Below are 24,172 nucleotides of genomic sequence, written 5' to 3'. Positions count from 1 at the left end.
CGTCGCCCTGCGCACTCAGCGTCACGAAGTGACGGTGATCTGGCTGACACGCCGCCTGAGGAGCGCGACACGCCGGGACCCGGTCAGGATCACCGTCACATCGGTACGCGCGGGCGTGGGGGAGCCCACCCTGCGGCCCGCCTGCACCGCGCCTTCACCAGGCATGACTAAGTTGGACCTGTGAACGCGAACTCGCACGGCTACACCGAGGCCGACGTCGAACGCTTTATCCCCGAGCCCGCCAAGGCCGCCCACCGCTCGCCCTTCGAGCGTGACCGCGCGCGCATTCTGCACTCGAGCGCCCTGCGTCGGCTCGGCGCCAAGACCCAGGTGCTGGGACTCGGCAGCGGCGACTTTGTGCGTACGCGCCTAACTCACTCGCTTGAGGTCGCGCAGGTGGGCCGTGAGTTGGGAAAGGCGCTGGGATGCTCGCCCGACATCGTGGACGCTGCGTGCCTGGCGCACGACCTGGGCCACCCGCCCTTCGGTCACAACGGGGAACGGGCTCTCGACAAGGTCTCCCGCGACATCGGCGGATTTGAAGGCAACGCCCAGACCCTGCGCCTGCTCACCCGCCTGGAGCCTAAGACGTTCGACCCCGCGACGGGCCGCAGCGTGGGGCTGAACCTCACCCGCGCGAGCCTCGACGCCGCCGTCAAATACCCCTGGCGCGAGCCCGCCGCACCCATGCGGCCCGACGGTACGCCCACGCGCAAGTTCGGGGTGTACGAGGACGATCTTCCGGTGTTCGACTGGCTCCGCCAGGGCGCGCCGGGCACCCAGCAGTCGCTCGAGGCCCAGGTGATGGACGTCTCCGACGACATCGCGTACTCGGTCCACGATGTCGAGGACTCGATCGTCTACCGCGCCGTGCAGCTGTCGACCCTGCGCGATCCGGGCCAGGTCGCGGCCGTCATCGAACACACCCGTCAGTGGTACGGCGGTGGCGATGAGGAGGCGCTCAGCGCCGCGCTCAGTCGCCTCCAGGCGTTCCCGTGGTGGTCTGAGCGCTACGACGGCACGCGCGCCTCGCTCGCGGCGCTGAAGGATATGACGAGCCAGATCATCGGCCGCTTCGCACAGGCGATCATCTCCGCCACGCAGGCCGAGCACGGCGACGAGCCGCTCACTCGCCACCGCGCGTCCATCGTGGTGCCACAGGACACCCTGGACGAGATCCTCATCCTCAAGGGCATCGCGGTGCACTTCCTCATGGCCCCGCGCGAGACCAGCCCCACCTATGCGAAGCAGCGCCGGGTGCTCAAGGAACTCGTGATTTCTCTCGCAGATCGTGGTCCCGACGCGATGGAGCCGCAGTTCGCCGCCGACTATCGCGAGGCGTCAGACGATGCCGCCCGCCTGCGCGTCGCCGTCGACCAGGTCGCCTCGCTCACCGACACGTCCGCCTACAACTGGCACCACAAGTACTGCGTTCAGGCGTAGGGCCGATGCCGTGGTCGCCTGGGCGGCCGCCAGGAGAACTGCGTTAGTCGAGGGACGTGGACTCGTCCGCGTCGATCTGGGTCTGCTGGCCCGTGAGGATGCGGGACTCGACCGCGAGTAGAGCGATGACCACGACGAAGCCCGCGACGAACGCCACGAGCGGCGCTACCAGGTCCCCGTAGGGCGCGAGTGTGGTGCCGTCCTCGTCCTGCCACGGCCACAGGGCGACGAGCGAGCCGGCCATGACGCCGGTGAGGACCACCAGGGTGTTGCGGCGGTGGTGTTCCAAGAGGAACTGCAGCGCCTTCACGATGGAGACGAGGCCGATCACGAGACCCAGCGCGAACCACACCAGGTAGCCCAGGTCGCGGTCGTTCACCGCAGCGAGGGTGGGCTCGTACAGGCCCATCGTCAGCAGGAGAAACGATCCCGACAACCCGGGAAGCGCCAGGGCGGACACGGCGATGGCGCCCGCGGGCACCAGCACCAGGGGAGAGGGGTCGAGGTTGCCGCCGGGAAGCGACACGATGACCGCGGCCGCAACGGTGCCCGCCAGGGCGAGCGCCCAGTCCTTGCCGCCCCACCGGCCGTCCGGCCGTCCACCCAAAGGCGCGTGCGCCGCGAGGCGGAACGGCACCGACAGCGACGCAAGCACGAGCCCGAAGAACAGGGCCCGCATAGTCTCGGGGTGCTCCTCGACGAGCGTCTCCATGACCGATGCCATGGCCAGCAGCGCGATGACCATGCCGATGCCCAACGGGATCAGCACGGCCCACTTCACGCGCGCGAAGTCGGACCGAGACCGTTCCACGCCACGCCCGCGCACCATGTCGACGACGGCAATGCGCGCGCCCGTGATGAAGTGCCCCGCGGAGGTCAGCAGCGTCTCGTAGACGCCCGTCATCAAGGCGATGGTGCCGCCGGAGACGCCCGGCACGGACTCGGCGGCACCGATCAAGGCGCCGCGCACGGCGTTCAGCGCCGTGCGACCCAGGTCGACGTTCACTGGGCGACCTCGCCAGTGGAGCCAGCCACGGCATCGGCGGACCGTACCGAACGGCCGCGCAGCAACACCCACAGGGCCGCAAGCGGAAGCAGCAGCGGCACCCAGCCGTAGGCGGAGCCGTAGCCGGTCCAGACGGTCTCGTCTGCCCACCAGTCGGACTCGATGTACCCGAGCGTGCCGACGATCAGGACGCCTGCAAGCTCGAGCGACGTGCCCCAGAGCGCCACACGTCGCCAGCCGCGCCACAGTGCGATCGCGATGACCACGTAGAGCAGGGCGGAGACGCCGGAGATGAGGTAGGGCAGGGGTGCCTCGGCCAGCTTGGTGGAGATTTGGTACGAGGACCTGCCCACGGCCGCGAGGCCGAGCACGGCGTACGCGGCGATGAGGACGATGCGTCCGACGGGGTTCACTCAGCCTCCCAGCAGAATGACGACGCGCCAGGCGAGGACCGCCCCGGCGATGCCGATGATGACGGCCGCGCCGCCGTCCACGCGCGCGATCTGGTCGGGCGCGAGGACGGGGCGGTGGGGGTCGGGGTCCGCGGCGGCGGCATCGGGCTCACCCAGGCGGCCGATGCCGAGCAGCGGCACCAGGATGACCGAGGCCAACAGGTAGCCCAGGGTCAGCACGATGGGGGCGCTGTGCCCGCCGATGAGGATCGCCAGCACCGCCAGCAGGTGCACGGCCGTCACGATCCACATCGCCGTGACGACCCACTTCAGCACGCGGTGCACCGGCACCCAGATCATGGTCGCGATCCCGACGAGCACCAGCAGCGCGCACACCGCCAGATAGGCCGGTAGTACCAGCCCTCCGTACAGACCCATGGGTGGGGGTTAGTTCTGCTGCTGCGACTGCTGCACGCGCATGGGAAGGCGCGCAAGCTCCTCGCCGTCGACGGAGACGACCCAGGAGAACATGCCGGCCTGCACAAAGCGGATGCCATCGATGGTGAACGCGAAGCACGCGACCTGCTCGTCGCCATCCACCAAGTGGGCGGGACGGCCCAGCGTGAATTCGCCGCCCATGCCGCGCACCGGCTGGGGCTTGCCCTCGGCGTCGGCACGGATGCCGATGGGGTATTCCTTGCCATCCTCGGTCAGCAGCTTCAGCTCGAGCTGGTGCGACATGTTGGTCGCGGTGAACGGCACGTGCACCGTGGCCGCGACGGCGAGGCGACGGTGTGCGGCGGGGAACTGGCGCACGTAGATCGTGTTCCAGCCGGCGCCGAGCGCGTAGATCTTGCCCTGGACAACCTCGGCCGAGTCGGCGAGGAAGGCATCGATTCTCACTGATTTTCCTTTCATGGAAGGCAACTCGAACCAGGGTACCCGTGACGGGCGCGCGTTCCGCTCGTGGCGCAACCCCCGGTCACAGCAGCCGAGTACCATGCAGCCGTGGCTGGAACGATCAACAGGGATGACATCGCGCAGGTGCGCGAGCGCGCCCCGATCGAGGACATCATCGGCCAGCACGTCGCTTTGAAGCCGGCAGGCGTGGGCTCGGTCAAGGGCCTGTGCCCGTTCCACGACGAGCGGTCGCCGTCGTTCCACGTCCGCCCGGGCGCCGGCCGCTGGCATTGCTTTGGCTGCGGCGAGGGCGGCGACGTTATCGAGTTTGTGATGCGGATGGACGGCCTGCCGTTCGCGGAGGCGGTCGAATACCTGGCCGAACGTGCCGGCGTGACCCTGCGCTACGAGGCGGGAGGCGGCCCGCGCCGCGAGGGCACCGCGGGTCAGCGTAAGCGCCTGCTCGAGGCCCACCGCGTGGCTCAGCAGTACTTCGCCGACCAGCTGAACACCCCTGATGCGCGCATCGGCCGCGACTTCCTGAGGGACCGCGGATTCGATCGGGAAGCCGCCGAGCACTTCGGCGTGGGCTACGCCCCGCAGGGCTGGAACCACCTCACCGACCACCTGCAGTCCAAGGGCTTCACTCAGGAGGAGCTGCGGGCGTCGGGTCTGGTGTCCGAGGGCCAGCGCGGCATCTACGACCGCTTCCGCGGGCGCCTGGTGTGGCCCATTCGCGACGTCACGGGCGAGGTCATCGGCTTCGGCGCGCGGCGCCTGCACGAGGACGACCAGGGGCCCAAGTACCTCAATACTCCCGAGACTCCTCTCTATAAGAAGAACCAGGTGCTGTACGGCATCGACCTGGCCAAGGGCGCCATCCGTGCTGAGCGCACCACGGTGGTGGTCGAGGGCTACACGGACGTCATGGCCTGTCACCTTGCCGGCATCACGAACGCCGTCGCGACCTGCGGCACGGCGTTTGGCGAGGAGCACGTCAAGGTGGTGCGCCGCCTGATGGGCGACGTGGGCGGCTCTCAGCTGAAGATCGGCTCCACCGGCGCCAAGGTCATCTTCACGTTCGACGGCGACGAGGCCGGCCAGAACGCCGCCCTCAAGTCCTTCCAGCTGGATCAGCAGTTCCTCGCGCAGACGTTCGTGGCCGTCGACCCCGAGGGCAACGACCCGTGCGACCTGCGGATGGGCGGGGGAGACGCCGCAGTCCAGGCGCTGCTCGAGCACCGCCAGCCGCTGTTCGAGTTCGTGATCCGCGCCTCCCTGGCCCAGTTCGACCTCGACACCCCCGAGGGCCGCGCCGGTGCCCTCCGTGCCGCCGCACCCGTGGTGGCAGGCATTCGGGATCGCGCGATCCAGCCCGAGTACACGCGGCTGCTCGCCGGCTGGCTGGGCATGGAGATGGACGTGGTGCGCAGGCAGGTGGCCGATGCGTCACGCGGCCGGGGAGGCGACGGCCAGTCTCGTAGGGCTTCCCCGAGCGCGGCCGATGCGTGGGGAGGCCCCGTCGGCGGCGCCAGTGGGGATGGGGTCAGGTCGGCTGCCGGCCCAGCGCGCCCCGACCGGCGCGACCCCGTGGTGCGCGCCGAGGCGCTGTCGCTGGGCACGCTTCTGCAGGCGCCCTCCGAGATCTCGCACGACCCGTTCGCTGCCGCGATCGTCAAGGAGCTGACGCCCGAGTCCTACACGGTGCCCCAGTACCGCGCGGTCTATGAGGCGATCCTCGCCGCGGGCGGCCCTGGCAATGCGGGACCGGATTGGGCCAACGACGTGGCCGAGCAGGCGGGCGACACCCTGGTCGCGACCATCTCGGAACTCGCCGTCTCGCCCCTGCCGCATGACAAGCCCGAGACCCTGGGGCACTACGCCGGGACGGTGCTGGCCCGGGTGCTGGACCTCAGCCTCACGCGCCAGGTCGCAGCGTTGCGTGGCCGTATGCAGCGCGCGGGCACGGGAACGCCTGAGGCGCAGGAGGCCTTCGCAGAGATGATCCGCATCGAGACGCGCCGCCGCGAGCTGCGCGAGTCCTGACCCGCGGTAGAGGTGTGGGGCAGGCCCGCGGCCCCCGCATGCCGTGAACGGATTGTCCAGCGTCCAAAGGTCACAAGAACGTCTCGTCCAGGGAACGTCTGAGTGAAATCCCTGTTACAGGCACGATAAATCTCCTCGTTCCCGCGCCACGCGCCCGCGCGGGCGGGTACGGTCCTAGGAAGCCGCGTTGATGCGGCGACGCGACCAGCGCCGCCGGCAGGGGGCGGCTGGCTATACCGACCGGAAGGTAGACGAGACTGTGAAGATCAAGTTCAACCCCATGGCGGCGGCCGCGCTTACCGGCGCGCTCGCTCTGACCGTGGCGGGCTGCTCGAGCGATGGCACCGACGAGGAGGCCACCACCGGCACCTCCACCGAGCCCACCACCGAGGCGACCGCCGAGGCTACCGACGACGCGATGGAGTCCGAGGGCCTGCCCGAGGAGCTCATCCTTGGCCTGGTGCCCTCCGACGAGGTCGACCAGCTGGTCACCGACGGCGACACGCTCGCCGCGCTGCTGAGCGAGGAGCTGGGCGTCGAGGTCACGACCTTCATCCCCGACTCGTACGCCGCCGTGGTCGTCGCGCTGCAGACCGACCAGGCCGACATCGGCTTCCTCGGCCCGATCGCCATGGTGCAGGCCGTCGACGAGGCCGGTGCCGTGCCGGTCCTCCAGTCGGTGCGCTACGGCTCGTCGAGCTACGTCACCCAGTGGATGACCAACGACCCCGACACGTTCTGCCTGGACGAGGTCACCACCGAGGCTGATGACGAGGGCGTCAACTACTCGTACTGCAACGGTGCCACCGGCTACGAGGGCCCCGCCGGTGAGGACGCTCTCGCGCTGCTCGACCCGGGCGCGGACATCGCGTTCGTGGACGAGTCATCGGCCTCGGGCTACTACTACCCGGCCACGCAGCTGCAGAACATCCTGGGCATCGACCCGCTGACCGACCTGTCGGCGTCGTTCTTCGCCGGCGGCCACCCGCAGGCCGTGCAGTCGGTCTACGACGGCGACGCCCTGGTGGGCACGTCGTTCAACGACGCGCGCTCCGAGCTGGCCGAGGAGTTCCCGGACGTCGGCGAGAAGGTCGTCGTGTTCGCGTACTCGTCGAACATCCCCAACGACGGCGTGGTGCTGTCCTCGGACCTGTCCGAGGACGCTCAGACCCAGATCACCGACGCCCTGATGGCGCTGGCCGAGACCGAGGAGGGCCTCGCCGCCCTCGACGCGGTCTACAACATCGAGGGCCTCGAGCCCGCCGATGTCGACGCGCTCGACGAGGCCCGTCAGGTCGCCGCCAACTTCGGCGAGAGCTAAACAGCCTGACCACACGCGGTGGTCGCGTCCCGCTCGGCGGGGCGCGGCCACCGCGTCGGCATTCCAACGAGATAGTGACTTCATGATCGAGCTCAAGGACGTCGCGGTGCGCTACCCCAACGGGGTCGTGGGCCTGGACGGCGTCAACCTGACCATCCCCGACGGCGAATTCGTGGTCGTCGTCGGCCTTTCCGGTGCGGGAAAGTCCACCCTCATTCGCACCATCAACGGCCTGGTGCCCGTGACCTCGGGATCCCTCTTGGTCGACGGCATGGACGTGGCCAGCGCCTCCAAGAAGGAGATGCGCGCCATCCGTTCGAAGATCGGCATGATCTTCCAGTCCTTCAACCTCGTGAAGCGCACGTCCGTGATGAACAACGTCATCATGGGCCAGCTGCACGACATTCCCTCGTGGCGCTCCATGCTTGGCGCGTGGTCCAAGGAGGAGAAGGAGAAGGGGTACCAGGCGCTCGAGCGTGTGGGCATCGTCGAGAAGACCTGGACCCGCGCCTCCGAGCTGTCGGGCGGCCAGCAGCAGCGCGTGGCTATTGCCCGCGCGCTCGCGCAGGACCCGTCCGTGATGCTGGCCGACGAGCCCGTCGCGAGCCTCGACCCGCCCACCGCACAGATGGTGATGAAGGACTTGCAGCGCATCAACCGTGAGCTGAGCATCACCACGCTGGTGAACTTGCACTTCCTCGACCTCGCACGCCAGTTTGGCGACCGCGTCATCGGCATGCGCGCCGGCCAGGTCGTGTTCGACGGCACGGGCGCGGAGGCCGACGACGCCGTGTTCGAGAAGATCTACGGGCGTTCCCTCACGGCAGACGACACGCTCGCCGAGCCCGCATGACGTCCGAGGTCACCACGGCACAGGCCCCTGTCACGCAGCGGCCCAAGAAGCCTGCCCCCTCCATTCCCGTCATCGCGGGCCTGGTGCTCGCCGCGGTCTTTACGTGGTGGGCCGGGCACTCGATGGGCTTCTCGCTGCGCCCGCTGATCGAGAACTGGTCCAACGGCTGGGTGGTCATCGAGCAATTCCTCAGCCCCAACTGGCCGTTCATCTGGCGAGTGTGGGACGCGTGGGTCGAGACCATCGCGATCGCGATCGTGGCGACGTTCGTGGGTGCCGGTCTGGGCCTGCTCTTCGCGTTCATGGCCTCGCGCGTCACGAACCGCTCGGGCTGGCTCTATCGCGCCACGCGTTGGTTCCTGTCGGTGCTGCGTTCGCTACCCGACATTGCGTATGTGCTCATCTTCGTCGCCCTCGTGGGAGTGGGCTCGCTCGCCGGAATCCTGGCGCTGATCCTGTTCAACATCGGCATTGCGGCCAAGCTCACCAGCGAGACCATCGACGCGATCGACCGCGGCCCGCTCGAGGCGGTCGACGCCGCGGGTTCTGGCACGTGGTCACGCGCCCGGTGGGCGGTGCTTCCACAGATCCTGCCCAACTACCTGTCCTACTTTCTGTATGTCTTTGAGCTCAATATCCGCTCGTCCGTGGTGATCGGTATCGCCGGCGGTGGCGGTATCGGCCAGGTCATCAACGTGCAGTTCTCGCGCTTCGAGTACGAGAACGTGTCCGCGATCGTGGTCGCGCTGTTCGTGGTGGTCCTGCTGATTGACCAGCTGAGCCAGTATCTGCGCCGGAGGTTCGTGTGAGCGCCGTGACAGAGCCGGCCGCAGCATCGGCCACCCCCACCCGCCCCACCGAGCCGTCGAAGGCCAAGGTCACCCTCACCTGGATCACTCTCGTCGTCATCTTCGGCGGCGCCGCATGGCTGTCCAACGCCAAGTGGAGCGAGATCACCGACGTCTTCACCGAGGGCTGGCGCTACCTGGGCCTCATGGGCGAGGGGCTGTTCCAGAATCCGTTCTCGGAGCCGTGGTCGGGCTACTGGACCCTCGCGTTCGAGCGCATGATGGAGTCGGTCTACATGGCGTGGATCGGCACCATGATCGGCGCCGTCATCTCGATCCCGTTCGGGTTCCTCGCCGCACGCAACGTGTCCGGCCCCGTGACAGTGCAGATCACGCGCGCGTTCCTCAACCTCATCCGCGCCATCCCCGAACTGGTCTTCGCGATCATCATCATGCTGCCGGTGTTCGGCTTCGGTCCCGTCGCGGGCACCGTGGCGCTCGGAGTGGGCGCGGTCGGCACGCTCGGCAAGCTCACGGCGGAGGCGCTCGAGGGCATCGACCCCGGTCCCGTCGAGGCGGCCAGGGCATCCGGCGCGAAGGGCCTGCCCGTGCTCCGGTGGGCGTACTGGTCGCAGGTGCTGCCCGAGGTGGTCGCGTTCTGGCTGTACCGCTTCGAGGTCAACATCCGTGCCTCCGCGGTGCTGGGCATCATCGGTGCCGGCGGTGTGGGACAGCTGCTCGGTCAGTTGTTCGGCCAGCGTGAGTGGGAGCAGATCGGCATCACGCTCGCTGTCGTCATCGTGGTGACGCTGATCGTCGACGCCATCTCCGGAGCGATCCGCCACCGCATCATCGCGGGCTCCGGCCAGCACGTGTCATCGAAGGAAAAGGCCGAGGCCAACCTCTAGGCCTGATCCGCTGTTGCTAGCCCCGGGCGCGTGTCGGTGCCCGGGGCTAGCCTCGTTCTATGACGGTTCAACGTGTATCCATGGTGACCCTCGGCGTCGCCGACCTTGGGCGCTCGCGCGCCTTCTATGACGCGTGGGGGTGGACGGCCCGCCAGGCGACCGACGAGATCGTGTTCTATCAGCTCGGCACGATGGTGCTGGCACTCTTTCCGCTGCAGGCCTTCGCCGAGGACCAGGGGAGGGCCGATGCCGTGGCCGGCTTGGGCGTAGGCGGCTCCGCCTTGGCGCAGAACTATGTGTCCGAGGCTGAGGTCGACGAGCGCTACCAGGCGGCGCTGGACGCCGGCGCGACCGACCTGAAGAGGCCCGTCGCCGCCGAATGGGGCGGCTACAGCGGCTACATCGCTGACCCCGACGGCCACGTGTGGGAACTCGCCGTGAACCCGTTCTGGGTAACCGGGGAGGACGGCGCCACGCGCATCCCGGACGATCTGCCTGAGGGGTGAGTAGAGCATCGGCCCTGGTCGAGCCCGGAAACGACGAAAGCCGGCCCCGTGGGACCGGCTCTCTGTGCGCTCCTCCAGTTGGACTCGAACCAACAACCTGCCGATTAACAGTCGGCTGCTCTGCCAATTGAGCTATGGAGGATCAGCAGTCAGAAATACTACAGGACAATCCGGGGTGGTGATGACGCCGAGGGGCGCTGACTAGACTGATCTGCGGTCGTTCTTCCCCGGTGCCCGTGTGGTGCAGTGAGGGCGGCCACGGGCCAGTAGCTCAGCCGGTTAGAGCAGCGGACTCATAATCCGTCGGTCGTGGGTTCAAGCCCCACCTGGCCCACTGATGCTCCCCGGAATTCTTGGTGGCTATCAGCCCATCAAGGACGAGAGTCTCCGGGTAGTGGCGGGAGGTGTGAGATGCGCGGCGATGCGACGGTGCTCCACGCCGATCTGGACGCGTTCTACGCCTCGGTCGAGCAGCGGGACGATCCCGCACTGCGTGGACGGCCTGTGATTGTGGGCGGCGGGGTCGTGGCGGCGGCGAGCTATGAAGCGAAAGCACGGGGCGTGCGCACGGCGATGGCGGTGCAGCGGGCGCTGGCAATTTGTCCCGACGCCATCGTGGTTGCTCCCCGGATGGAGGCATACTCGGCGGCGAGCCGTGCGGTGTTTGCGATCTTCCACGACACGACTCCGTACGTGGAGGGGCTCTCGATCGACGAGGCATTCCTCGAGGTGGGCGGGCTTCGCCGCATTGCGGGGACTCCCGAGGAGATCGCGGTCCGCCTGCGGGAGCGCGTGCGTGCCGACGTGGGGCTTCCGATCTCCGTGGGTGTCGCGAGGACCAAGTTCCTCGCGAAGGTGGCGAGCGCGGCCAGCAAACCCGACGGGCTCCTCGTGGTGGAGCCGGACCGCGAGGAGGCGTTCCTTCATCCACTCCCCGTCGAACGGCTCTGGGGTGTGGGTGCGGTCACCGCGAAGAAGTTGCACAACAACGGCGTTTACACGGTCGGGCAGCTGGCCGAGCTCGAGGCGGCGACAGCCGAGCGATGGCTCGGGAAGGCGGCCGGAGTGCGTCTACACGCGCTGGCACGCCTGCGGGATCCGCGGCCGGTTGAGACGACCAAACGCCATGAATCCATCGGCTCGCAGCGCGCGCTGGGCGATCGCCCGTACACCGGTGGAGATCTCGAGTTGATCGTCACTCAGATCGTCGACGGCCTCGCGAAGCGCCTGCGCGATCGCGGATCGTCGTGCTCCACCGTGGTCTTGCGGCTTCGCTTCGGCGATTTTGCGAAGGCGACCCGATCGCACACGCTCTCCGCGCCCACCGATCGCACCGAGGTGGTGCTCGGCGTCGCCCAGCGCCTGCTCGCTGCGGCGGGTCCCGAGATCGCCCACCGGGGCGTCACACTTGTCGGAGTCTCGCTCGCTCAACTGACCAGTGCCGGCATGGTTCAGCTGGAGCTTCCCTTCGACGGGAGCGACGGCGACGATGGTGCGCGCATCGACAGCGCCCTCGATGCGGTTCGCGACCGCTTTGGCTCCGCCGCCGTCACGCGGGCCGCTCTCATCGGTCGCGACTCCGGTGTGTCGGCGCCGCGGCTGTCTGAGCACGAATAGACGTCAGCAGGGCCCGTCTGGCGTGCGCGACCCCGTGCTCGTACCCTCGTAGCGCGAGCATCAGGTGTGGGGTGATCCGTCGACCGGAGGGCCGGCAGCCGAAAGGCGCAGCAGGTGACATCCCGAGGCGGAGCATCGTCGCTGGTGGCCGTGCCACTCAACGAGGTGCGCCAGCCTGCGCAGGCCTGCGCGCAGATCGGCGATGCGCTGGGGTTCTCATCGGCGCCGCATGACCCTGGTCAGTCACGTCCGAGTGGCGCCCACCCTTCTGGCGTTTGCCCGTGTGCTCGCGCGCGCCGCGGGGCAGGCATTCTCATTTCCGATACAGTGACGCGTCCTCGCTGTAAAACTCCTGGAGAAGCGGTGTTTTCGAGCCTCAGCGCGCGTGTCCTAGAACGTCCGATTCGTCCCCGCGCACGGTGGTGGACTGCTCTCGCCGTCATGTTCGTCGCAACGGTGATGTTGCCTGCCGGACCGGCGACCGCCGCGACGTACACGACCTTGGGGGACGTGGCAGCGACATATGCGCGCGAACACCTCGTGGGACGGCCTTACCTCTGGGGATATCGGGGCGAAGACGGCTTCGACTGCTCCGGGTCGGCATATCTGGCGTGGAAGCACGCGGTGCCCGGTAAGGTGCGCAATGACTGGTCCGCACGCCAATACGACGGTGACGGAACGCGCGTCTACGTCGGTACCGGATCGCGGCTGAAAGAATCCGCCTTGCGTGCCGGAGATCTGCTCTTCTGGTCTCGCGACGGACGGACCTCGGGGATCTATCACGTGGCCCTCTACTTGGGTGACGGTGAGATCCTGCAAACGGCCAGCGGCCGCACGTCGTGGATCACCTCCATGAACTTCAACCTTTCGGGCCGCATGCCATACGCCCTCCGGCCTCACGGCTCGACGGATCGCGCCCCCTCCGCGCAGTACGACGCCATCGCCGCGTCCAAGGACGACGCCTATCGTGTGGGCGATTTCGATGGCGACGGCAGGGACGACCTCCTGTGGTTCACGGGCACGACTGCGCCGGGTGCGAGCCGAGCAGGGTGGCAGATTGCGCATGGCACCACCTCGCACACCGGGCGATTTATCGAAGCGCTCCACTCTCCCGTGACCCCTCTTGATGACACCCTGGCCATCGTCGACGTGAATGCAGACGGTCGTGACGATGTGTTGTGGTTTACCGGGCAGACGAATGCGCGGCTCGCGTGGACCGGGTGGCAGGTGGCTTACGGCACGCCGCAGGGGCTCTCGGCGCTGACAGAGGTGGCGGCACGGGGCGATGCGCCCGCCGTGTCGACGCTCAGGTTCCCCCTCCATGGGTCGGCGACAGGGCCAGCGCTCGATGTCCCCAGAACGCACCAATTCGTGCGCGAGATCTCGTGGCTGACGACCGCGGGCATCACCACGGGCTACTCAGATGGCACGTTTCGGCCGTCACGTGACGTGTCGCGCGAGGCGTTCGCCGCATTCCTCTATCGCCTGGCGGGACGGCCGGCGGTCGCGCTTCCTCGACGCTCGCCCTTCAGCGACGTGTCGCGTGACTCCCAGTTCTATCGAGAGATTGTCTGGCTGGCGCAACAAGGCATCACGACCGGCTGGCCGGACGGCACCTTCCGGCCGCGAGAGAGTATTGAGCGCAATGCGATGGCCGCGTTCTTATATCGGTTCGAGGGTGCGCCGGCGTTCGTGGCGCCGCGGTCCTCGAGATTCGACGACATGAGCACGGGTTCCCCCTTTTTCAGGGAGGTGTCATGGCTCGCGGCACGGGGAATCACCACGGGATATTCGGATGGTAGCTTCCGGCCGTATGGCAACGTGACTCGTGAGGCGACTGCGGCATTCCTCTTCCGCATGGCTGCCTCCTGAGCAGCGGCGCTCACCGCAGCGTCACCCCTGGTGCTCGCACACTCGCGCGCGGCACCGCCCGTCCCGCCTCCAGGAGCAAGGCCCGTGCCGTTCCCGCGTCCATGACGAGCTCTGTGATGGTCCCGGCCCGCAGGGCCGCCAGTAGTGCCACGGACTTGGCCGGCGCCGCCACCACCGCCACGCGACGCGGGATGCGGCGAAGCTCCAGCGGCGTAGGCCCGCTCGCACGCGTGTTGATCGCGATGTCGCGCCAGGATCCGTCTGCGCGCAAGAAGACGGTGCAGACGTCGCCGACGACGTCCTGGGCGGCGAGCGTGCGGCGGTCGGGCTCGTCGAGGTAGCCGGACGCATAGACGTGCGATGGCACGGGGGAGTGGATGGCGCCCACGCCGAAGATGGCAAGGTCCGCGGAACCCTGGCGCTCCAGCACCTGCTGGACGGAGCGCTCTTGCCACATCATCTGGCGCGTGCGGGGGAAGTCGAAGAAGGCGGGCACGGGAAAGGGGATCATGGTGGCGTTGAAGGCCTCCGCGATGGCGCCGATCTGCTCGGCGCCCAGGGCGCGGCCCGACATCGTCGGCGTGACCGAGCCGTTGAGCTGCACCACCGTCGCATCGGTCAATGGATGATCGCCCAGGTGGGTGATGATCGCGGACACCGTGGTGCCCCACGCCACACCCAGCGTCATGCCGTCGTCGAACCAATCCGCGAGGGCCCTCGCGGCGAAGCGCGCGACGGCATCGAGCCTCTCGCCGTCCGTGATGGGCTCGCGTACGTTGACCACGCGCGCCCTGACCTCGAAGGCCTCCTGGACCTGCGACTCGAGCGTCGCGACGGTGGAGAGGTCGCGCACCTCAATCCGCACAATCCCGGCCTCGCGTGCGGCCTTCAGCAGCCTTGACACCCCCGAGCGCGACTGGCCCAGCCGGCGCGCGACGGCCTCCATGGTGAGGTCCTCGAGGTAGTACAGCGCCGCGGCCTCGCGCATGAGCGCCTCGCGGGCCGGTATTCCCGGGCCGCGTGTTTCGTCACGGCTTCTCACGGTCGCCTCCTTGCGCTGCACATATGTGCACCTTAGTTGATCATCCGTTCACGTTGAGTTTTGATGACGGCAACGTAAGGAGGCGTCCCCAGCCATGCGAAGCACCCTGACCCCGGACAGTAGGACCGCCGATCTTGAGGCGATGAGCGACGAGAACGGACTCGATGTGCTCGTCATCGGTGGCGGTGTCACCGGTGCCGGCGTCGCGCTCGACGCCGCGACGCGCGGCCTGCGCACCGGCATCGTCGAGGCGCAGGATTGGGCCTCCGGCACCTCCTCGCGCTCGTCCAAGCTGGTCCACGGCGGCCTGCGCTACCTGCAAATGCTCGACTTCCGCCTGGTGCACGAGGCGTTGACGGAACGCGACCTGCTGGTCACGGAACTCGCCCCCCACCTGGTGGAACCGGTGTCGTTCCTCTACCCCCTCGAGAATCGCGTCTGGGAGCGTGCCTACGTGGGCGCCGGTGTCGCGCTGTACGACACCCTCGCCTCCGTGAACGGGCGACGCCGCCGCGCGATGCCGATCCACCGTCACCTCACCCGCGCAGGCATGGCCAAGAAGTTCCCCGACCTGCGTCACGACGCCGCCATCGGTGCGATCCGCTACTGGGACGCGGCCGTCGACGACGCCCGCCTGGTCCTCACCCTCGTCCGCACCGCCGCCCAGTACGGCGCCATGGCCGCCAACCGCACCCAGGTGGTCGAGCTCACGCATTCGCCGGCCGGCACCGTCACGGGCGCCGTGGTCGAGGACCTCGAGAGCGGCGAGCGCCACACCATCAAGGCCAAGCGCGTCATCAACGCGACGGGCGTGTGGACGGAGCAGACCGAGGCGCTCGCCGAGGGCGAGGGCGGTCTCCGCGTTCTGGCCTCTAAGGGAGTGCACCTGGTGGTGCCGCGCGAGAAGATCCGCGGCGACGTGGGCCTGATCCTCCAGACCGAGAAGTCCGTGCTGTTCGTCATCCCGTGGTCGCGCTACTGGATCATCGGCACCACGGACACGCCCTTCGAGCACGACCCCACCCACCCCGTCGCGACGGCGCAGGACATCGACTACATCCTTGAGCACGCCAATGCGGTGCTCGCCGATCCGCTGACGCGTGACGACATCATCGGCACCTACGCGGGTCTTCGCCCTCTGCTTCAGCCGGGTACCAAGGAGGGCACGTCGTCGGCGAAGGTCTCGCGCGAGCACACCGTCGCGTCCCCGGCCCCCGGACTCACCGTCGTCGCCGGCGGCAAACTCACCACCTACCGCGTGATGGCCAAGGACGCCGTGGACTTCGCGCTCGGTCCCCGCGCCACCGCGCTGCCGTCCATCACCGACCGCATCCCGCTGTGGGGCGCCGAGGGCCTGCGCGCCGTCAAGCGCCGCGGGCGGGCGCTCGCCGAGAAGTACGGGTGGACCCGAGCGATGTTCGATCACCTCATTCACCGCTACGGCTCCGGCATCGCGGAGCTGCTCGAGGCGATCGAAGCGCAACCGGACCTTGCTCGCCCGCTCGAGCACGCATCGGCCTACCTCAGGGCCGAGATCCACTTCGCCGCCACCCACGAGCAGGTGATCCACCTCGAGGACGTGATGCTGCACCGCACGCGCCTGGTCTACGAGGTGGCCGATGCAGGCGTCGCCGCCGCGGACGAGATCGCCCAGATCGTGGGCGACGTCCTGGGATGGAGCGACGAGCACCGCGAACGCGAGATCGCGTCCTACCGGGCACGGGTAGAGGCCGACGCCGCCGCCGCGGCCGCCCAGTCCGAGCCCGCCGCCATCGAGGCACGTGCTGCCGCCAAGGACATCGCACCCATGGTGCCGCTCACCGGAGCAGACCCGGCCCCGTAGCGCAAGAACCCAGCGCGCGGCCCCCGCATGGGGCCGCGTGCCACCCCCGCATGCCTACCGACCCCGGACTCGGCATGCCGCGACGCCCGTGTCGCACCCCGTCACAACGACGTGTACGAAAGGAAATGTCCCCATGTCCGACATCTTCATCCCGGAATTCCTGGGCACGGCCATGCTGCTGCTGCTCGGCGCGGGAGTCGTGGCCAACGTGCTGCTGACCAAGTCCAAGGGCTTCGACGGCGGCTGGCTGCTCATCAACTTCGGCTGGGGCCTCGCGGTCTTCGCCGGTGTGTATGTGTCCTTCGCCTCCGGCGCCCACATCAACCCCGCCGTCACCTTCGGCATCTGGGCCTCGGGAGCCGAGGAGTTCGCGACCGGTGTCCCGGTGACGGCCGGCAATTTTGCGATCTACATCGTCGCGCAGGTCCTCGGCGCCATGGTCGGTGCCGCCCTGGCCTACCTGGCCTACAAGAAGCACTTCGACGAGACCGAGGACGCGGGGCTCAAACTCGCTGTCTTCTCGACCGGACCCGAGATTCGCTCCTACGGCTGGAACCTGGTGACGGAGATCATCGGCACGTTCGTCCTGGTCTTCGTGGTGCTGAGCTTCGGCAACTGGCCCGGAGACATCGGCCCGCTCGCCGTCGCGCTGCTCGTGGTCGGCATCGGCGCCAGCCTGGGTGGCCCCACCGGCTACGCCATCAACCCCGCCCGTGACCTCGGGCCCCGCATCGCCCACGCGCTGCTGCCCATCAAGGGCAAGGGCTCGTCCGACTGGTCCTACGCCTGGGTGCCGATTGTCGGCCCCATCATCGGCGGCGTCGCGGCCGGGCTGCTCTCCACGGTCGTCTGACCGGCGCCTATCTGACACGCTAGGGACGTCCCCGTCCCGACACACAATGAAGTGAAAGGGAAACCCTCATGACTGACTACGTTCTCTCCATCGACCAGGGCACCACCAGCTCGCGTGCCATCGTGTTCGACGCCAAGGGCACCATCGTGTCCACCGGCCAGAAGGAGCACGAGCAGATCTTCCCCAAGGCCGGCTGGGTCGAGCACGACCCGCACGAGATCTGGTCCAACGTCCGCGAGGTGGTGGGCCAGGCCCTCACCAAGGCCGATCTGACGCACGAGAACATCGCGGCCGTCGGCATCACCAACCAGCGCGAGACCGCGGTGGTGTGGGACAAGAACACCGGTGAGGCGGTCTACAACGCCATCGTCTGGCAGGACACGCGCACCCAGAAGATCATCGAGAAGCTCGCCGGTGACGCGGGCATGGACAAGTACAAGGACACCGTGGGCCTGCCGCTCGCGACCTACTTCGCCGGCCCCAAGGTGATGTGGATCCTCGAGAACGTCGAGGGTGCACGTGAGAAGGCGGAGGCGGGCGACCTCCTCATGGGCACCATCGACACGTGGGTGCTGTGGAACATGACCGGAGGTGTCAACGGCGGTGTGCACGTCACCGACGTCACCAACGCCTCCCGCACCCTCTTGATGGACCTCAAGACCCTGTCCTGGGACGAGTCCATCGCGGCCGACATGGGCATTCCGATGTCGATGCTGCCCGAGATTCGCTCCTCCGCCGAGGTCTACGGCAAGGGCCGCAAGGGCGGCATGCTGCCCGAGGTGCCGATCGCGGGCATCCTGGGAGACCAGCAGGCCGCGACGTTCGGCCAGGCGTGCTTCGAGGTCGGCATGGCCAAGAACACGTACGGCACGGGCAACTTCATGCTCATGAATACCGGTACCGAGGCGGTGCCCTCGAAGAACGGGCTGCTCACCACGGTGGCGTACAAGATCGGCGACCAGCCCACGGTGTACGCGCTCGAGGGCTCGATCGCCGTCACCGGCTCGCTGGTCCAGTGGCTGCGCGACAACCTGGGTCTCATCAAGGATGCGCCCGAGATTGAGAAGCTCGCCGCGACCGTGGACGACAACGGCGGCGCCTACTTCGTGCCCGCCTTCTCGGGCCTGTTCGCCCCGCACTGGAGGGCCGACGCACGAGGTGCCCTCGTGGGCCTGACCCGGTACGTCAAGGCTGGGCACATCGCCCGCGCGGTGCTCGAGGCGACGGCGTTCCAGACCGCCGAGGTCCTCGAGGCCATGCGTGCCGACTCCGGTGTCGAGCTGTCCGAGCTCAAGGTTGACGGCGGCATGGTCGCCAACGAGGTGCTCATGCAGTTCCAGGCGGACATCCTCGACGTCGACGTGGTCCGGCCCCAGGTCGCGGAGACCACCGCGCTCGGCGCCGCCTACGCCGCCGGCATCGCGGTGGGCTACTGGTCCGGCGAGCAAGACGTCATCGACAACTGGGCCGAGGACAAGCGCTGGGAGTCGCAGATGGACGCCGACGAGCGCGGCCGCCTGATGCGCAACTGGAAGAAGGCCGTCACCAAGACCCTCGACTGGGTCGACGACGACGTCGAATAAAACGCCATATACGGCCGATGCGCCGGTCGCCCTTTGTGGGCGGCCGGCGCTTGGCATATAGGTTGACCCGGTGACTGTTGATGGCGCCGGCGAGGTGGTCCTCGCCCTGACCGACGTGACCTACCGACGGGGCTCGACCGAGATCCTGCACGGCATCACCTTCCAGGTCGGGCGTGGCGAGCACTGGGCAATGCTCGGTCCCAACGGCGCAGGAAAATCGACCATCCTCGGTTTCTGCGGCGCCGAGATGCACCCGACGTCGGGCACCGTGGAGGTGCTCGGCGGCAGACTTGGGCGCATCGAACTGCAGCGGCTGCGCCGGCGCATCGGCCACGTCGACCCGCGCCACCGCCTCTCGTCGGCACTCACAGTGACCGACGTCGTCCTGACAGGCATCACGGGAACCATCGAACGGCCGATGCGGTGGTCGCCTTCCGCGGGCGAGCTCGCCCGGGCGCGTGAGTTGATCGGCCTGCTGGGCCTCGAGCGCCACGCGGAAGGGCGGTGGCCCACGCTGTCCCAGGGGGGAGCGCGGCCGCACGCTGATCGCCCGCGCACTGATCGCCGAGCCCGACCTGTTACTGCTCGATGAGCCGACCACGGGCCTCGACGTCGCCGCGCGCGAGCAGCTGCTCGCCACGGTCGACCTGTTGTCGACGACTCATCCGGACCTCGCGAGCGTCCTCGTCACCCATCACCTGGAGGAACTGCCGTCCACCACGAGCCATGCGCTGCTGCTGCGCGACGGGGCAGTCGTGAGCGCCGGCCCGGTTGACACGGTGCTGACGACCGCGATGGTGACGACATGCTTCGACTACCCGATCGAGGTAGAGCACCGCGAGGGACGTTGGGCGGCGCGCACGCGGCGGCAGCGGAGTGAACCGAGCGTCTGACCGGCTACCCCGTGGCGTCCGAGTCGGTGTCCTCGAGATCGACACCCGGGTCGTGGCGCAGCGCGCGCCAGGCGCACCAGCCCACGGCCGCCATGGTGGCGATGGCGATAAGGCCCTGACCCACGCGGTCCTGGAAGGTAGGCCAGCATTGTTCGCCGTCAATGCACGACTGCGTGGATGCATTGGTGAAGGTGACGAAGCCGACGGCCAGGCAGATCACGGCAGCGAGCACCCATGACCACCGCACGCGCTGCACGGTCCTCAGCCAGTTCATGCGCGCCACGGTATCCCACGCGAGTGTTCACGGGCGGATGTCGGTGCCGTGGCCTAGCGTGAACGCATGGAAGCGATGAGGTGCGCCGTGTGTCGCTTCGTCGTGGGCGACGACGGAGCGCTCGTGGACTTCGTCCCGCGTGAGAGCGATCTGGAGTGGCGGCGCGGCGCTAGCCGGAAGGCCGTCGAGAGCGATCCGCCGGATTCGTGTTGGCTGTGCGCCCGGCACGCGGCGTGCGGGCGGCTGCTCTCGACTCGCATGGACATCGATCGCGGCCTGGACACGTTGCGCGAGGCCGACGAAGGCATCGACGTGCGCGGCAGGCTCTCGGAAAGCATCGAGATCGACGCCTGGGAACGCATCCTGCGACGGGCGCTTCCCGACTTTGCCGTCGAGATCGGCAGCGACGACACGGAGATCGAAGAGGACTCGCAGAACCCTTACTTCGGCGACTCAGAGATCCCGCGAGGCGCCGCGAACTGGGTCAGCGCGGACCTGTGGACTGTCTACGGACATCTGGCGCAAGCAAGCGTCGACCGCACGCAGATCTATTGGCGAACGGGCGGGATTGCGCGGGTGGACATCCAAATTGGCGCGGTGTCGCCGCACGCGCCGGGATGGACCGTGTGGGTCACTCCCCAGCCGGACGCGACGACGTTCACTTCGGCGGACGTCACGATGTCGGGGGAGCCTTCGCCGCTCATGATGGAACTGCTGGAGCGCTACGGCCTCGAGCCGGCGCTCGTGGAGCGATGACCGATAGCGTGGCGCGCATGGTGGATATCGACGTCGCGGCCGACTGCGGCAACGTCCCCAAGCAGGCATTCGTCAGGGACATGCTCGTGGCGGGAGTGCGCGGTGACGATGACGGCGTCCAGGCGGCGCTCGAGCCCGACGCCACCGTGCGCCCCGCGGGCGCTGAACCGTCGCCCGACCACGCCGCGTCACGCCTCGTCGAGGCGATGACGCCCCCGGGCCTCTCCCGCATTCGATTGGACACCGTGATCAGCCACGGCAAGGTGGTCGTCGCAGCGGGCGCGCTGGTCTGCGAGGGCGAACAGCACGAGTTCTGCCACGTCGTCACGTTCTCGGGCCACGGCAAGACCGCCCGCGTCGCACACATCACCTTGTACGGGGCGTGGGCATGACGAAGTATGCATTTACGGCTCCGCTGTGGGTGTGGCGCGCACGGAACCAAACCTGGACGTTCGTCACCGTGCCGGAGGACATCGCTGACGAGGTCGAGGACCTCCAGACGGGGCTGAGACGCGGTTTCGGTGCCGTGAAGGTGCGTGTGACGATTGGCTCGACAGTGTGGGAGACGTCAATGTTTCCCTCGAGCGATCAGGGTTCGTACATCCTGCCGGTGAAGGCGAGCGTGAGGAAGGCGGAGGGGCTCTCGGTAGACGGGACCGCACGCCTGACGATCGAGCTGATCGAGCCGTGATAGCCGGGACGTGACATGCCGAGGGCGGCGCTCGCTGCGATAGTCGCAGTGAGCGCCGCCCGGAGCGGTGTCGGCTACTTGTCCTTGTCGCGGTCGGTGAGGTCGTTGTACTTCTCGGCGACCGCGTCCTTGGCGTCCTCGACCTTGTCCTTGACGTCTGCCGAGGCCTGGTCAGCCTTGCCTTCGGCCTCCATCTGCTCGTTGTCCGTCGCCTTGCCGAAGCCTTCCTTGATCTTGCCCTTGGCATCCTCGGCGGCGTTGCTGAGTCGGTCGGTGTTGCTCATGGTGAAGCTCCTTCATCGTCGGAACAGCGGACAGTCAGGAGAACACCACGGGGCGGCGTCGCTATTCCGCGAGCACCTCCGCGAGGGCAGCAGGCACGCCTCGCGCGATGTCGAGCGCCACGAGGGGACCGCCCTCGCTGACCAGCTCCGCTGCGCGCGCGTGGAGCCATGCGGCGCATGCCCCGGCATCGGCCGCCGAGAGGCCGCTCGCGAGGGCCGTGCCTGCAATCCCCGCGAGCACGTCGCCGGAGCCCGCGGTCGCGAGCCACGCGGGCGCTTCGGGAAGTTCCGTGACGGTGCCGCCGGGGGAGGCGATCAGTGTGCGCGATCCCTTGAGCAGCACGGTGGCGCGCGCGGTCTCGGCCAGCAACCTCGCGTGGCCGGCGCGGTCGGCGCGCACGTCGCCGATGGACACGTCGTGGCGCAGGGCGTTGAGCGTGCGCATCAGTTCCTCGGCGTGGGGAGTGAGGAGTACTCGGTCGGCTGCGGCCTCGCGCGATCCGGCGGCGCGCGCCTTGGCCACGGCCTCGAGTGCACCTGCGTCGACCACCAACGGGGCCCCGGAGGCCATGGCCGCGCCAATCGCCGCGTCCTGCTCGGGATAGTCGGCCACGCCGGGACCCACCACCCAGGCCTGGGCGCGCGGCAGTCGCTCGGCGGCGTCTCCCGGATCGTGCACCACGGTCTCCGGGCGGTGCGTGAGGACGAGGTTCTTTGCTCGCGGCGGTCCCACGTATCGCACCATTCCGGCACCCGCACGGGCCGCTCCGGACACCACGAGCGCCGCCGCACCCGGATAGGCCTCCGAGCCCGCGATGACGCCCACCACTCCCCGGGAGTACTTGTCGTCATCGGCGCCGGGCACCGCCCAGCGCTCGCGGACCTGGTCCGCGCCCCAGCCGCGCGTGTCACTCATGCCCCCCAGACTTGCACAGCCGTGCCCGAAATCAAGGCGACACCAGCGCGAATGCTCGCCAGTGCACAGGCCGTGAGAGAATCCCTGCCATGGCCATGCGTGACATTCGAGTGACTGGCGACCCCGTGCTGCGCACGGTTTGCGACCCCATCACCACCATTGACGACCGCGTCCGCACCCTCGTTGACGACCTTCTCGAGACCGTCGACTACGAGGGCCGCGCGGGCCTCGCAGCGAACCAGATCGGCGTGTCCCTGCGCGCGTTCTCGTGGAACATCGATGGCGACATCGGCTACATCCTCAACCCCGAGATCGTCGAGAAGTCGACCGAATACCAGGAGTTGGGCGAGGAGGGCTGCCTGTCGGTACCGGGCCTGTGGTACCCGTGCGAGCGCCCCTCGTACTCCAAGGTCGTCGGCACCGACCTCGACGGCAACGAGGTGGTCGTCGAGGGCGAGGAGATCTGGGCCCGGCTCATCAACCACGAGGTTGACCACCTCGACGGTCACCTCTACCTGGACCGCCTCGCCAAGGACGTGCGCAAGCGCGCCATGCGCGAGCTGCGGGAGTCACTCGAACAGAGCTGACGCCTAGCCGCGCGGGACGCCCACGTCCGCGACGATGATCCGCCCGGCCTGTGCCGCGGCGGGGTTTTCGACAAGGCATGCCTTGAGTGCCGTGAAGGTGACGGTGGCGTCGGCGCGCACATGGGTGGCATCGGCCGTCCCCGAGTCCGCGTCGAGCCCGCTGGGGATGTCGACCGCGAGAACCGGGGTGTCGGCGCCGATGGCCGCCACGAGGGCATCGGCGGGGGAGCGCAGCCCGGGCGACGAGCCCAACCCCACGATCCCGTCGATGACAAGATCCGCGCGCTCGACTGCCATCTGGGCCACGTGGGGAAAGTCCTGAGCATCCACGGTTGTCACTCCGGCGTCGAGCGCCTCGAGCCGCGACTCCTCGTGCGAGCGCGACGCGACCAGCACGGCCGTGACTCGGCAGCCGCGGTGCTGTAGGCGGGCTGCCGCGAGCAGTGCATCACCGCCGTTATTGCCCGCGCCGACCAACACGGCGACCCTGGTGCCGGGAACCCGGCCCCGGGCATCGGCGACCATCATCTCCGCCTCGGCGGCCACGGCATCGGCCGCCCGAGCCATCAAGATGGCCTCGCTGACCGTTTCCATGGCACGCCGCTCGGCCGCACGGATCTGGGCGACGGTCATGACGGTGGAAGACATGGCCCCAGGTTCGCACATGGATCGACCGCGAGGCGCGTGGCGGGGCTGGCATTTCCGGCGCTGGTCAGGCACGATAGGAGCACACCGGGGCTGACGCTGACTGTTTCTTCGGATGAGGTCGTAGGGGAAGACGCACCTCAAGAGGAAGGA

The 24,172-nt window shown here is 68.4% G+C and carries 27 protein-coding genes and 2 tRNA genes; 18 read left to right on the top strand and 11 right to left on the bottom strand.

Features of this window, described 5'->3' with window-relative positions:
• The first annotated feature begins 180 nt into the window (after positions 1-180).
• On the top strand, positions 181-1,443 hold the full coding sequence (locus tag B7K20_RS08520; RefSeq protein ID WP_084102102.1) for a deoxyguanosinetriphosphate triphosphohydrolase: 1,263 nt from the start codon (positions 181-183) through the stop codon (positions 1,441-1,443).
• A gap of 43 nt (positions 1,444-1,486) precedes the next feature.
• On the opposite strand, the gene B7K20_RS08515 is transcribed toward B7K20_RS08520, so the two are convergent.
• From B7K20_RS08515 to B7K20_RS08500, 4 genes are read right to left on the bottom strand one after another with little or no spacing between them, the layout of a single operon-like run.
• Positions 1,487-2,449, bottom strand: coding sequence for a DUF368 domain-containing protein (locus B7K20_RS08515; protein WP_144018603.1), 963 nt, complete (start codon positions 2,447-2,449; stop codon positions 1,487-1,489).
• Complete coding sequence (locus tag B7K20_RS08510; protein WP_084102101.1) at positions 2,446-2,862, bottom strand: hypothetical protein; 417 nt, start codon at positions 2,860-2,862, stop codon at positions 2,446-2,448. The genes B7K20_RS08515 and B7K20_RS08510 overlap by 4 nt, the downstream gene beginning before the upstream one ends.
• A complete protein-coding gene (locus tag B7K20_RS08505) occupies positions 2,863-3,279 on the bottom strand; it encodes a hypothetical protein (protein WP_084102100.1) in 417 nt (138 codons plus the stop codon). It lies immediately after the preceding gene.
• A gap of 9 nt (positions 3,280-3,288) precedes the next feature.
• Positions 3,289-3,744, bottom strand: coding sequence for a hypothetical protein (locus tag B7K20_RS08500; protein ID WP_084102099.1), 456 nt, complete (start codon positions 3,742-3,744; stop codon positions 3,289-3,291).
• A 105-nt stretch (positions 3,745-3,849) separates the two neighbouring features.
• On the opposite strand from B7K20_RS08500, the gene dnaG reads away from it, so the two are divergent.
• The 6 genes from dnaG (at position 3,850) to B7K20_RS08470 (ending at position 10,163) form a co-directional block, all read left to right on the top strand.
• Positions 3,850-5,787: a DNA primase gene (gene dnaG, locus B7K20_RS08495; protein WP_084102206.1), complete on the top strand. Its 1,938-nt coding sequence runs from the start codon at positions 3,850-3,852 to the stop codon at positions 5,785-5,787.
• Positions 5,788-6,046: 259 nt separating this feature from the next.
• Positions 6,047-7,108 carry a phosphate/phosphite/phosphonate ABC transporter substrate-binding protein gene (phnD, locus tag B7K20_RS08490; protein WP_234985780.1) on the top strand — a complete coding sequence of 354 codons (1,062 nt, stop codon included), beginning with the start codon at positions 6,047-6,049 and terminating at the stop codon, positions 7,106-7,108.
• Positions 7,109-7,190: 82 nt separating this feature from the next.
• Positions 7,191-7,961, top strand: a complete 771-nt coding sequence (phnC, locus tag B7K20_RS08485; protein ID WP_084102098.1) for a phosphonate ABC transporter ATP-binding protein — start codon at positions 7,191-7,193, stop codon at positions 7,959-7,961.
• Entirely contained in the window at positions 7,958-8,770 is an 813-nt protein-coding gene (phnE, locus tag B7K20_RS08480) for a phosphonate ABC transporter, permease protein PhnE (RefSeq protein ID WP_084102097.1), read from the top strand. Before phnC ends, phnE (B7K20_RS08480) begins: the two co-directional genes overlap by 4 nt.
• Positions 8,767-9,657, top strand: a complete 891-nt coding sequence (gene phnE / locus B7K20_RS08475) for a phosphonate ABC transporter, permease protein PhnE (RefSeq protein WP_084102096.1) — start codon at positions 8,767-8,769, stop codon at positions 9,655-9,657. The genes phnE (B7K20_RS08480) and phnE (B7K20_RS08475) overlap by 4 nt, the downstream gene beginning before the upstream one ends.
• 59 nt (positions 9,658-9,716) lie before the next feature.
• Positions 9,717-10,163, top strand: a complete 447-nt coding sequence (locus tag B7K20_RS08470) for a VOC family protein (protein ID WP_084102095.1) — start codon at positions 9,717-9,719, stop codon at positions 10,161-10,163.
• Positions 10,164-10,232: 69 nt separating this feature from the next.
• On the opposite strand, the gene B7K20_RS08465 is transcribed toward B7K20_RS08470, so the two are convergent.
• Positions 10,233-10,305: transfer RNA gene (locus B7K20_RS08465), tRNA-Asn, on the bottom strand.
• 118 nt (positions 10,306-10,423) lie between these two features.
• Between B7K20_RS08465 and B7K20_RS08460 the strand changes: the two genes are divergently transcribed.
• The 3 genes from B7K20_RS08460 to B7K20_RS08450 all read left to right on the top strand — a co-directional run bounded on the left by B7K20_RS08460 (position 10,424) and on the right by B7K20_RS08450 (position 13,652).
• Positions 10,424-10,497: transfer RNA gene (locus B7K20_RS08460), tRNA-Ile, on the top strand.
• A 77-nt stretch (positions 10,498-10,574) separates the two neighbouring features.
• Positions 10,575-11,780 (top strand): DNA polymerase IV, encoded by a 1,206-nt coding sequence (gene dinB, locus B7K20_RS08455; protein ID WP_084102094.1) that lies wholly within the window; start codon positions 10,575-10,577, stop codon positions 11,778-11,780.
• Between the two features lie 150 nt (positions 11,781-11,930).
• Positions 11,931-13,652 carry an S-layer homology domain-containing protein gene (locus B7K20_RS08450; RefSeq protein ID WP_144018602.1) on the top strand — a complete coding sequence of 574 codons (1,722 nt, stop codon included), beginning with the start codon at positions 11,931-11,933 and terminating at the stop codon, positions 13,650-13,652.
• A 10-nt stretch (positions 13,653-13,662) separates the two neighbouring features.
• Here the strand turns inward: B7K20_RS08450 and B7K20_RS08445 are convergent, their stop codons facing one another.
• Positions 13,663-14,694 (bottom strand): sugar-binding transcriptional regulator, encoded by a 1,032-nt coding sequence (locus B7K20_RS08445; RefSeq protein ID WP_234985779.1) that lies wholly within the window; start codon positions 14,692-14,694, stop codon positions 13,663-13,665.
• A 142-nt stretch (positions 14,695-14,836) separates the two neighbouring features.
• On the opposite strand from B7K20_RS08445, the gene B7K20_RS08440 reads away from it, so the two are divergent.
• The 4 genes from B7K20_RS08440 (at position 14,837) to B7K20_RS13455 (ending at position 19,565) form a co-directional block, all read left to right on the top strand.
• Positions 14,837-16,537 carry a glycerol-3-phosphate dehydrogenase/oxidase gene (locus B7K20_RS08440; RefSeq protein WP_234985778.1) on the top strand — a complete coding sequence of 567 codons (1,701 nt, stop codon included), beginning with the start codon at positions 14,837-14,839 and terminating at the stop codon, positions 16,535-16,537.
• Between the two features lie 133 nt (positions 16,538-16,670).
• The gene (locus B7K20_RS08435; RefSeq protein ID WP_084102090.1) at positions 16,671-17,390 is read left to right on the top strand and encodes an MIP/aquaporin family protein; all 720 of its coding nucleotides are present in this window, start codon (positions 16,671-16,673) and stop codon (positions 17,388-17,390) included.
• A gap of 68 nt (positions 17,391-17,458) precedes the next feature.
• Positions 17,459-18,973 carry a glycerol kinase GlpK gene (gene glpK, locus B7K20_RS08430; RefSeq protein ID WP_084102089.1) on the top strand — a complete coding sequence of 505 codons (1,515 nt, stop codon included), beginning with the start codon at positions 17,459-17,461 and terminating at the stop codon, positions 18,971-18,973.
• Between the two features lie 70 nt (positions 18,974-19,043).
• Positions 19,044-19,565 (top strand): ATP-binding cassette domain-containing protein, encoded by a 522-nt coding sequence (locus B7K20_RS13455; protein ID WP_371327879.1) that lies wholly within the window; start codon positions 19,044-19,046, stop codon positions 19,563-19,565.
• Here the strand turns inward: B7K20_RS13455 and B7K20_RS13450 are convergent.
• On the bottom strand, positions 19,552-19,701 hold the full coding sequence (locus B7K20_RS13450; protein ID WP_371327878.1) for a hypothetical protein: 150 nt from the start codon (positions 19,699-19,701) through the stop codon (positions 19,552-19,554). The genes B7K20_RS13455 and B7K20_RS13450 overlap by 14 nt on opposite strands.
• Positions 19,702-19,870: 169 nt before the next feature.
• On the bottom strand, positions 19,871-20,140 hold the full coding sequence (locus tag B7K20_RS08420) for a hypothetical protein (RefSeq protein WP_084102088.1): 270 nt from the start codon (positions 20,138-20,140) through the stop codon (positions 19,871-19,873).
• Between the two features lie 123 nt (positions 20,141-20,263).
• Between B7K20_RS08420 and B7K20_RS08415 the strand changes: the two genes are divergently transcribed.
• The 3 genes from B7K20_RS08415 to B7K20_RS08405 are packed head-to-tail and all read left to right on the top strand — an operon-like array spanning position 20,264 to position 21,587.
• The gene (locus tag B7K20_RS08415; RefSeq protein WP_144018601.1) at positions 20,264-20,896 is read left to right on the top strand and encodes a hypothetical protein; all 633 of its coding nucleotides are present in this window, start codon (positions 20,264-20,266) and stop codon (positions 20,894-20,896) included.
• The gene (locus tag B7K20_RS08410) at positions 20,893-21,288 is read left to right on the top strand and encodes a hypothetical protein (protein ID WP_084102086.1); all 396 of its coding nucleotides are present in this window, start codon (positions 20,893-20,895) and stop codon (positions 21,286-21,288) included. Before B7K20_RS08415 ends, B7K20_RS08410 begins: the two co-directional genes overlap by 4 nt.
• Positions 21,285-21,587, top strand: coding sequence for a DUF1905 domain-containing protein (locus B7K20_RS08405; protein WP_084102085.1), 303 nt, complete (start codon positions 21,285-21,287; stop codon positions 21,585-21,587). Before B7K20_RS08410 ends, B7K20_RS08405 begins: the two co-directional genes overlap by 4 nt.
• Positions 21,588-21,661: 74 nt before the next feature.
• Here the strand turns inward: B7K20_RS08405 and B7K20_RS08400 are convergent, their stop codons facing one another.
• Positions 21,662-21,871 (bottom strand): CsbD family protein, encoded by a 210-nt coding sequence (locus B7K20_RS08400; RefSeq protein ID WP_084102084.1) that lies wholly within the window; start codon positions 21,869-21,871, stop codon positions 21,662-21,664.
• Between the two features lie 61 nt (positions 21,872-21,932).
• The gene (locus B7K20_RS08395; RefSeq protein ID WP_084102083.1) at positions 21,933-22,787 is read right to left on the bottom strand and encodes an NAD(P)H-hydrate dehydratase; all 855 of its coding nucleotides are present in this window, start codon (positions 22,785-22,787) and stop codon (positions 21,933-21,935) included.
• Positions 22,788-22,876: 89 nt separating this feature from the next.
• Here B7K20_RS08395 and def point away from each other — a divergent pair, with 89 nt between their 5' ends.
• Entirely contained in the window at positions 22,877-23,374 is a 498-nt protein-coding gene (gene def / locus B7K20_RS08390) for a peptide deformylase (RefSeq protein WP_084102082.1), read from the top strand.
• A 3-nt stretch (positions 23,375-23,377) separates the two neighbouring features.
• On the opposite strand, the gene B7K20_RS08385 is transcribed toward def, so the two are convergent.
• Entirely contained in the window at positions 23,378-24,022 is a 645-nt protein-coding gene (locus B7K20_RS08385) for an NAD(P)H-hydrate epimerase (RefSeq protein ID WP_159449367.1), read from the bottom strand.
• Positions 24,023-24,172: the final 150 nt, after the last annotated feature.

This window comes from Demequina sp. NBRC 110051 (assembly GCF_002090055.1).
Classification (GTDB): domain Bacteria; phylum Actinomycetota; class Actinomycetes; order Actinomycetales; family Demequinaceae; genus Demequina.
Note: the sequence above shows the minus strand (reverse complement) of the source record. Positions and strands in the feature narration are given on the sequence as shown.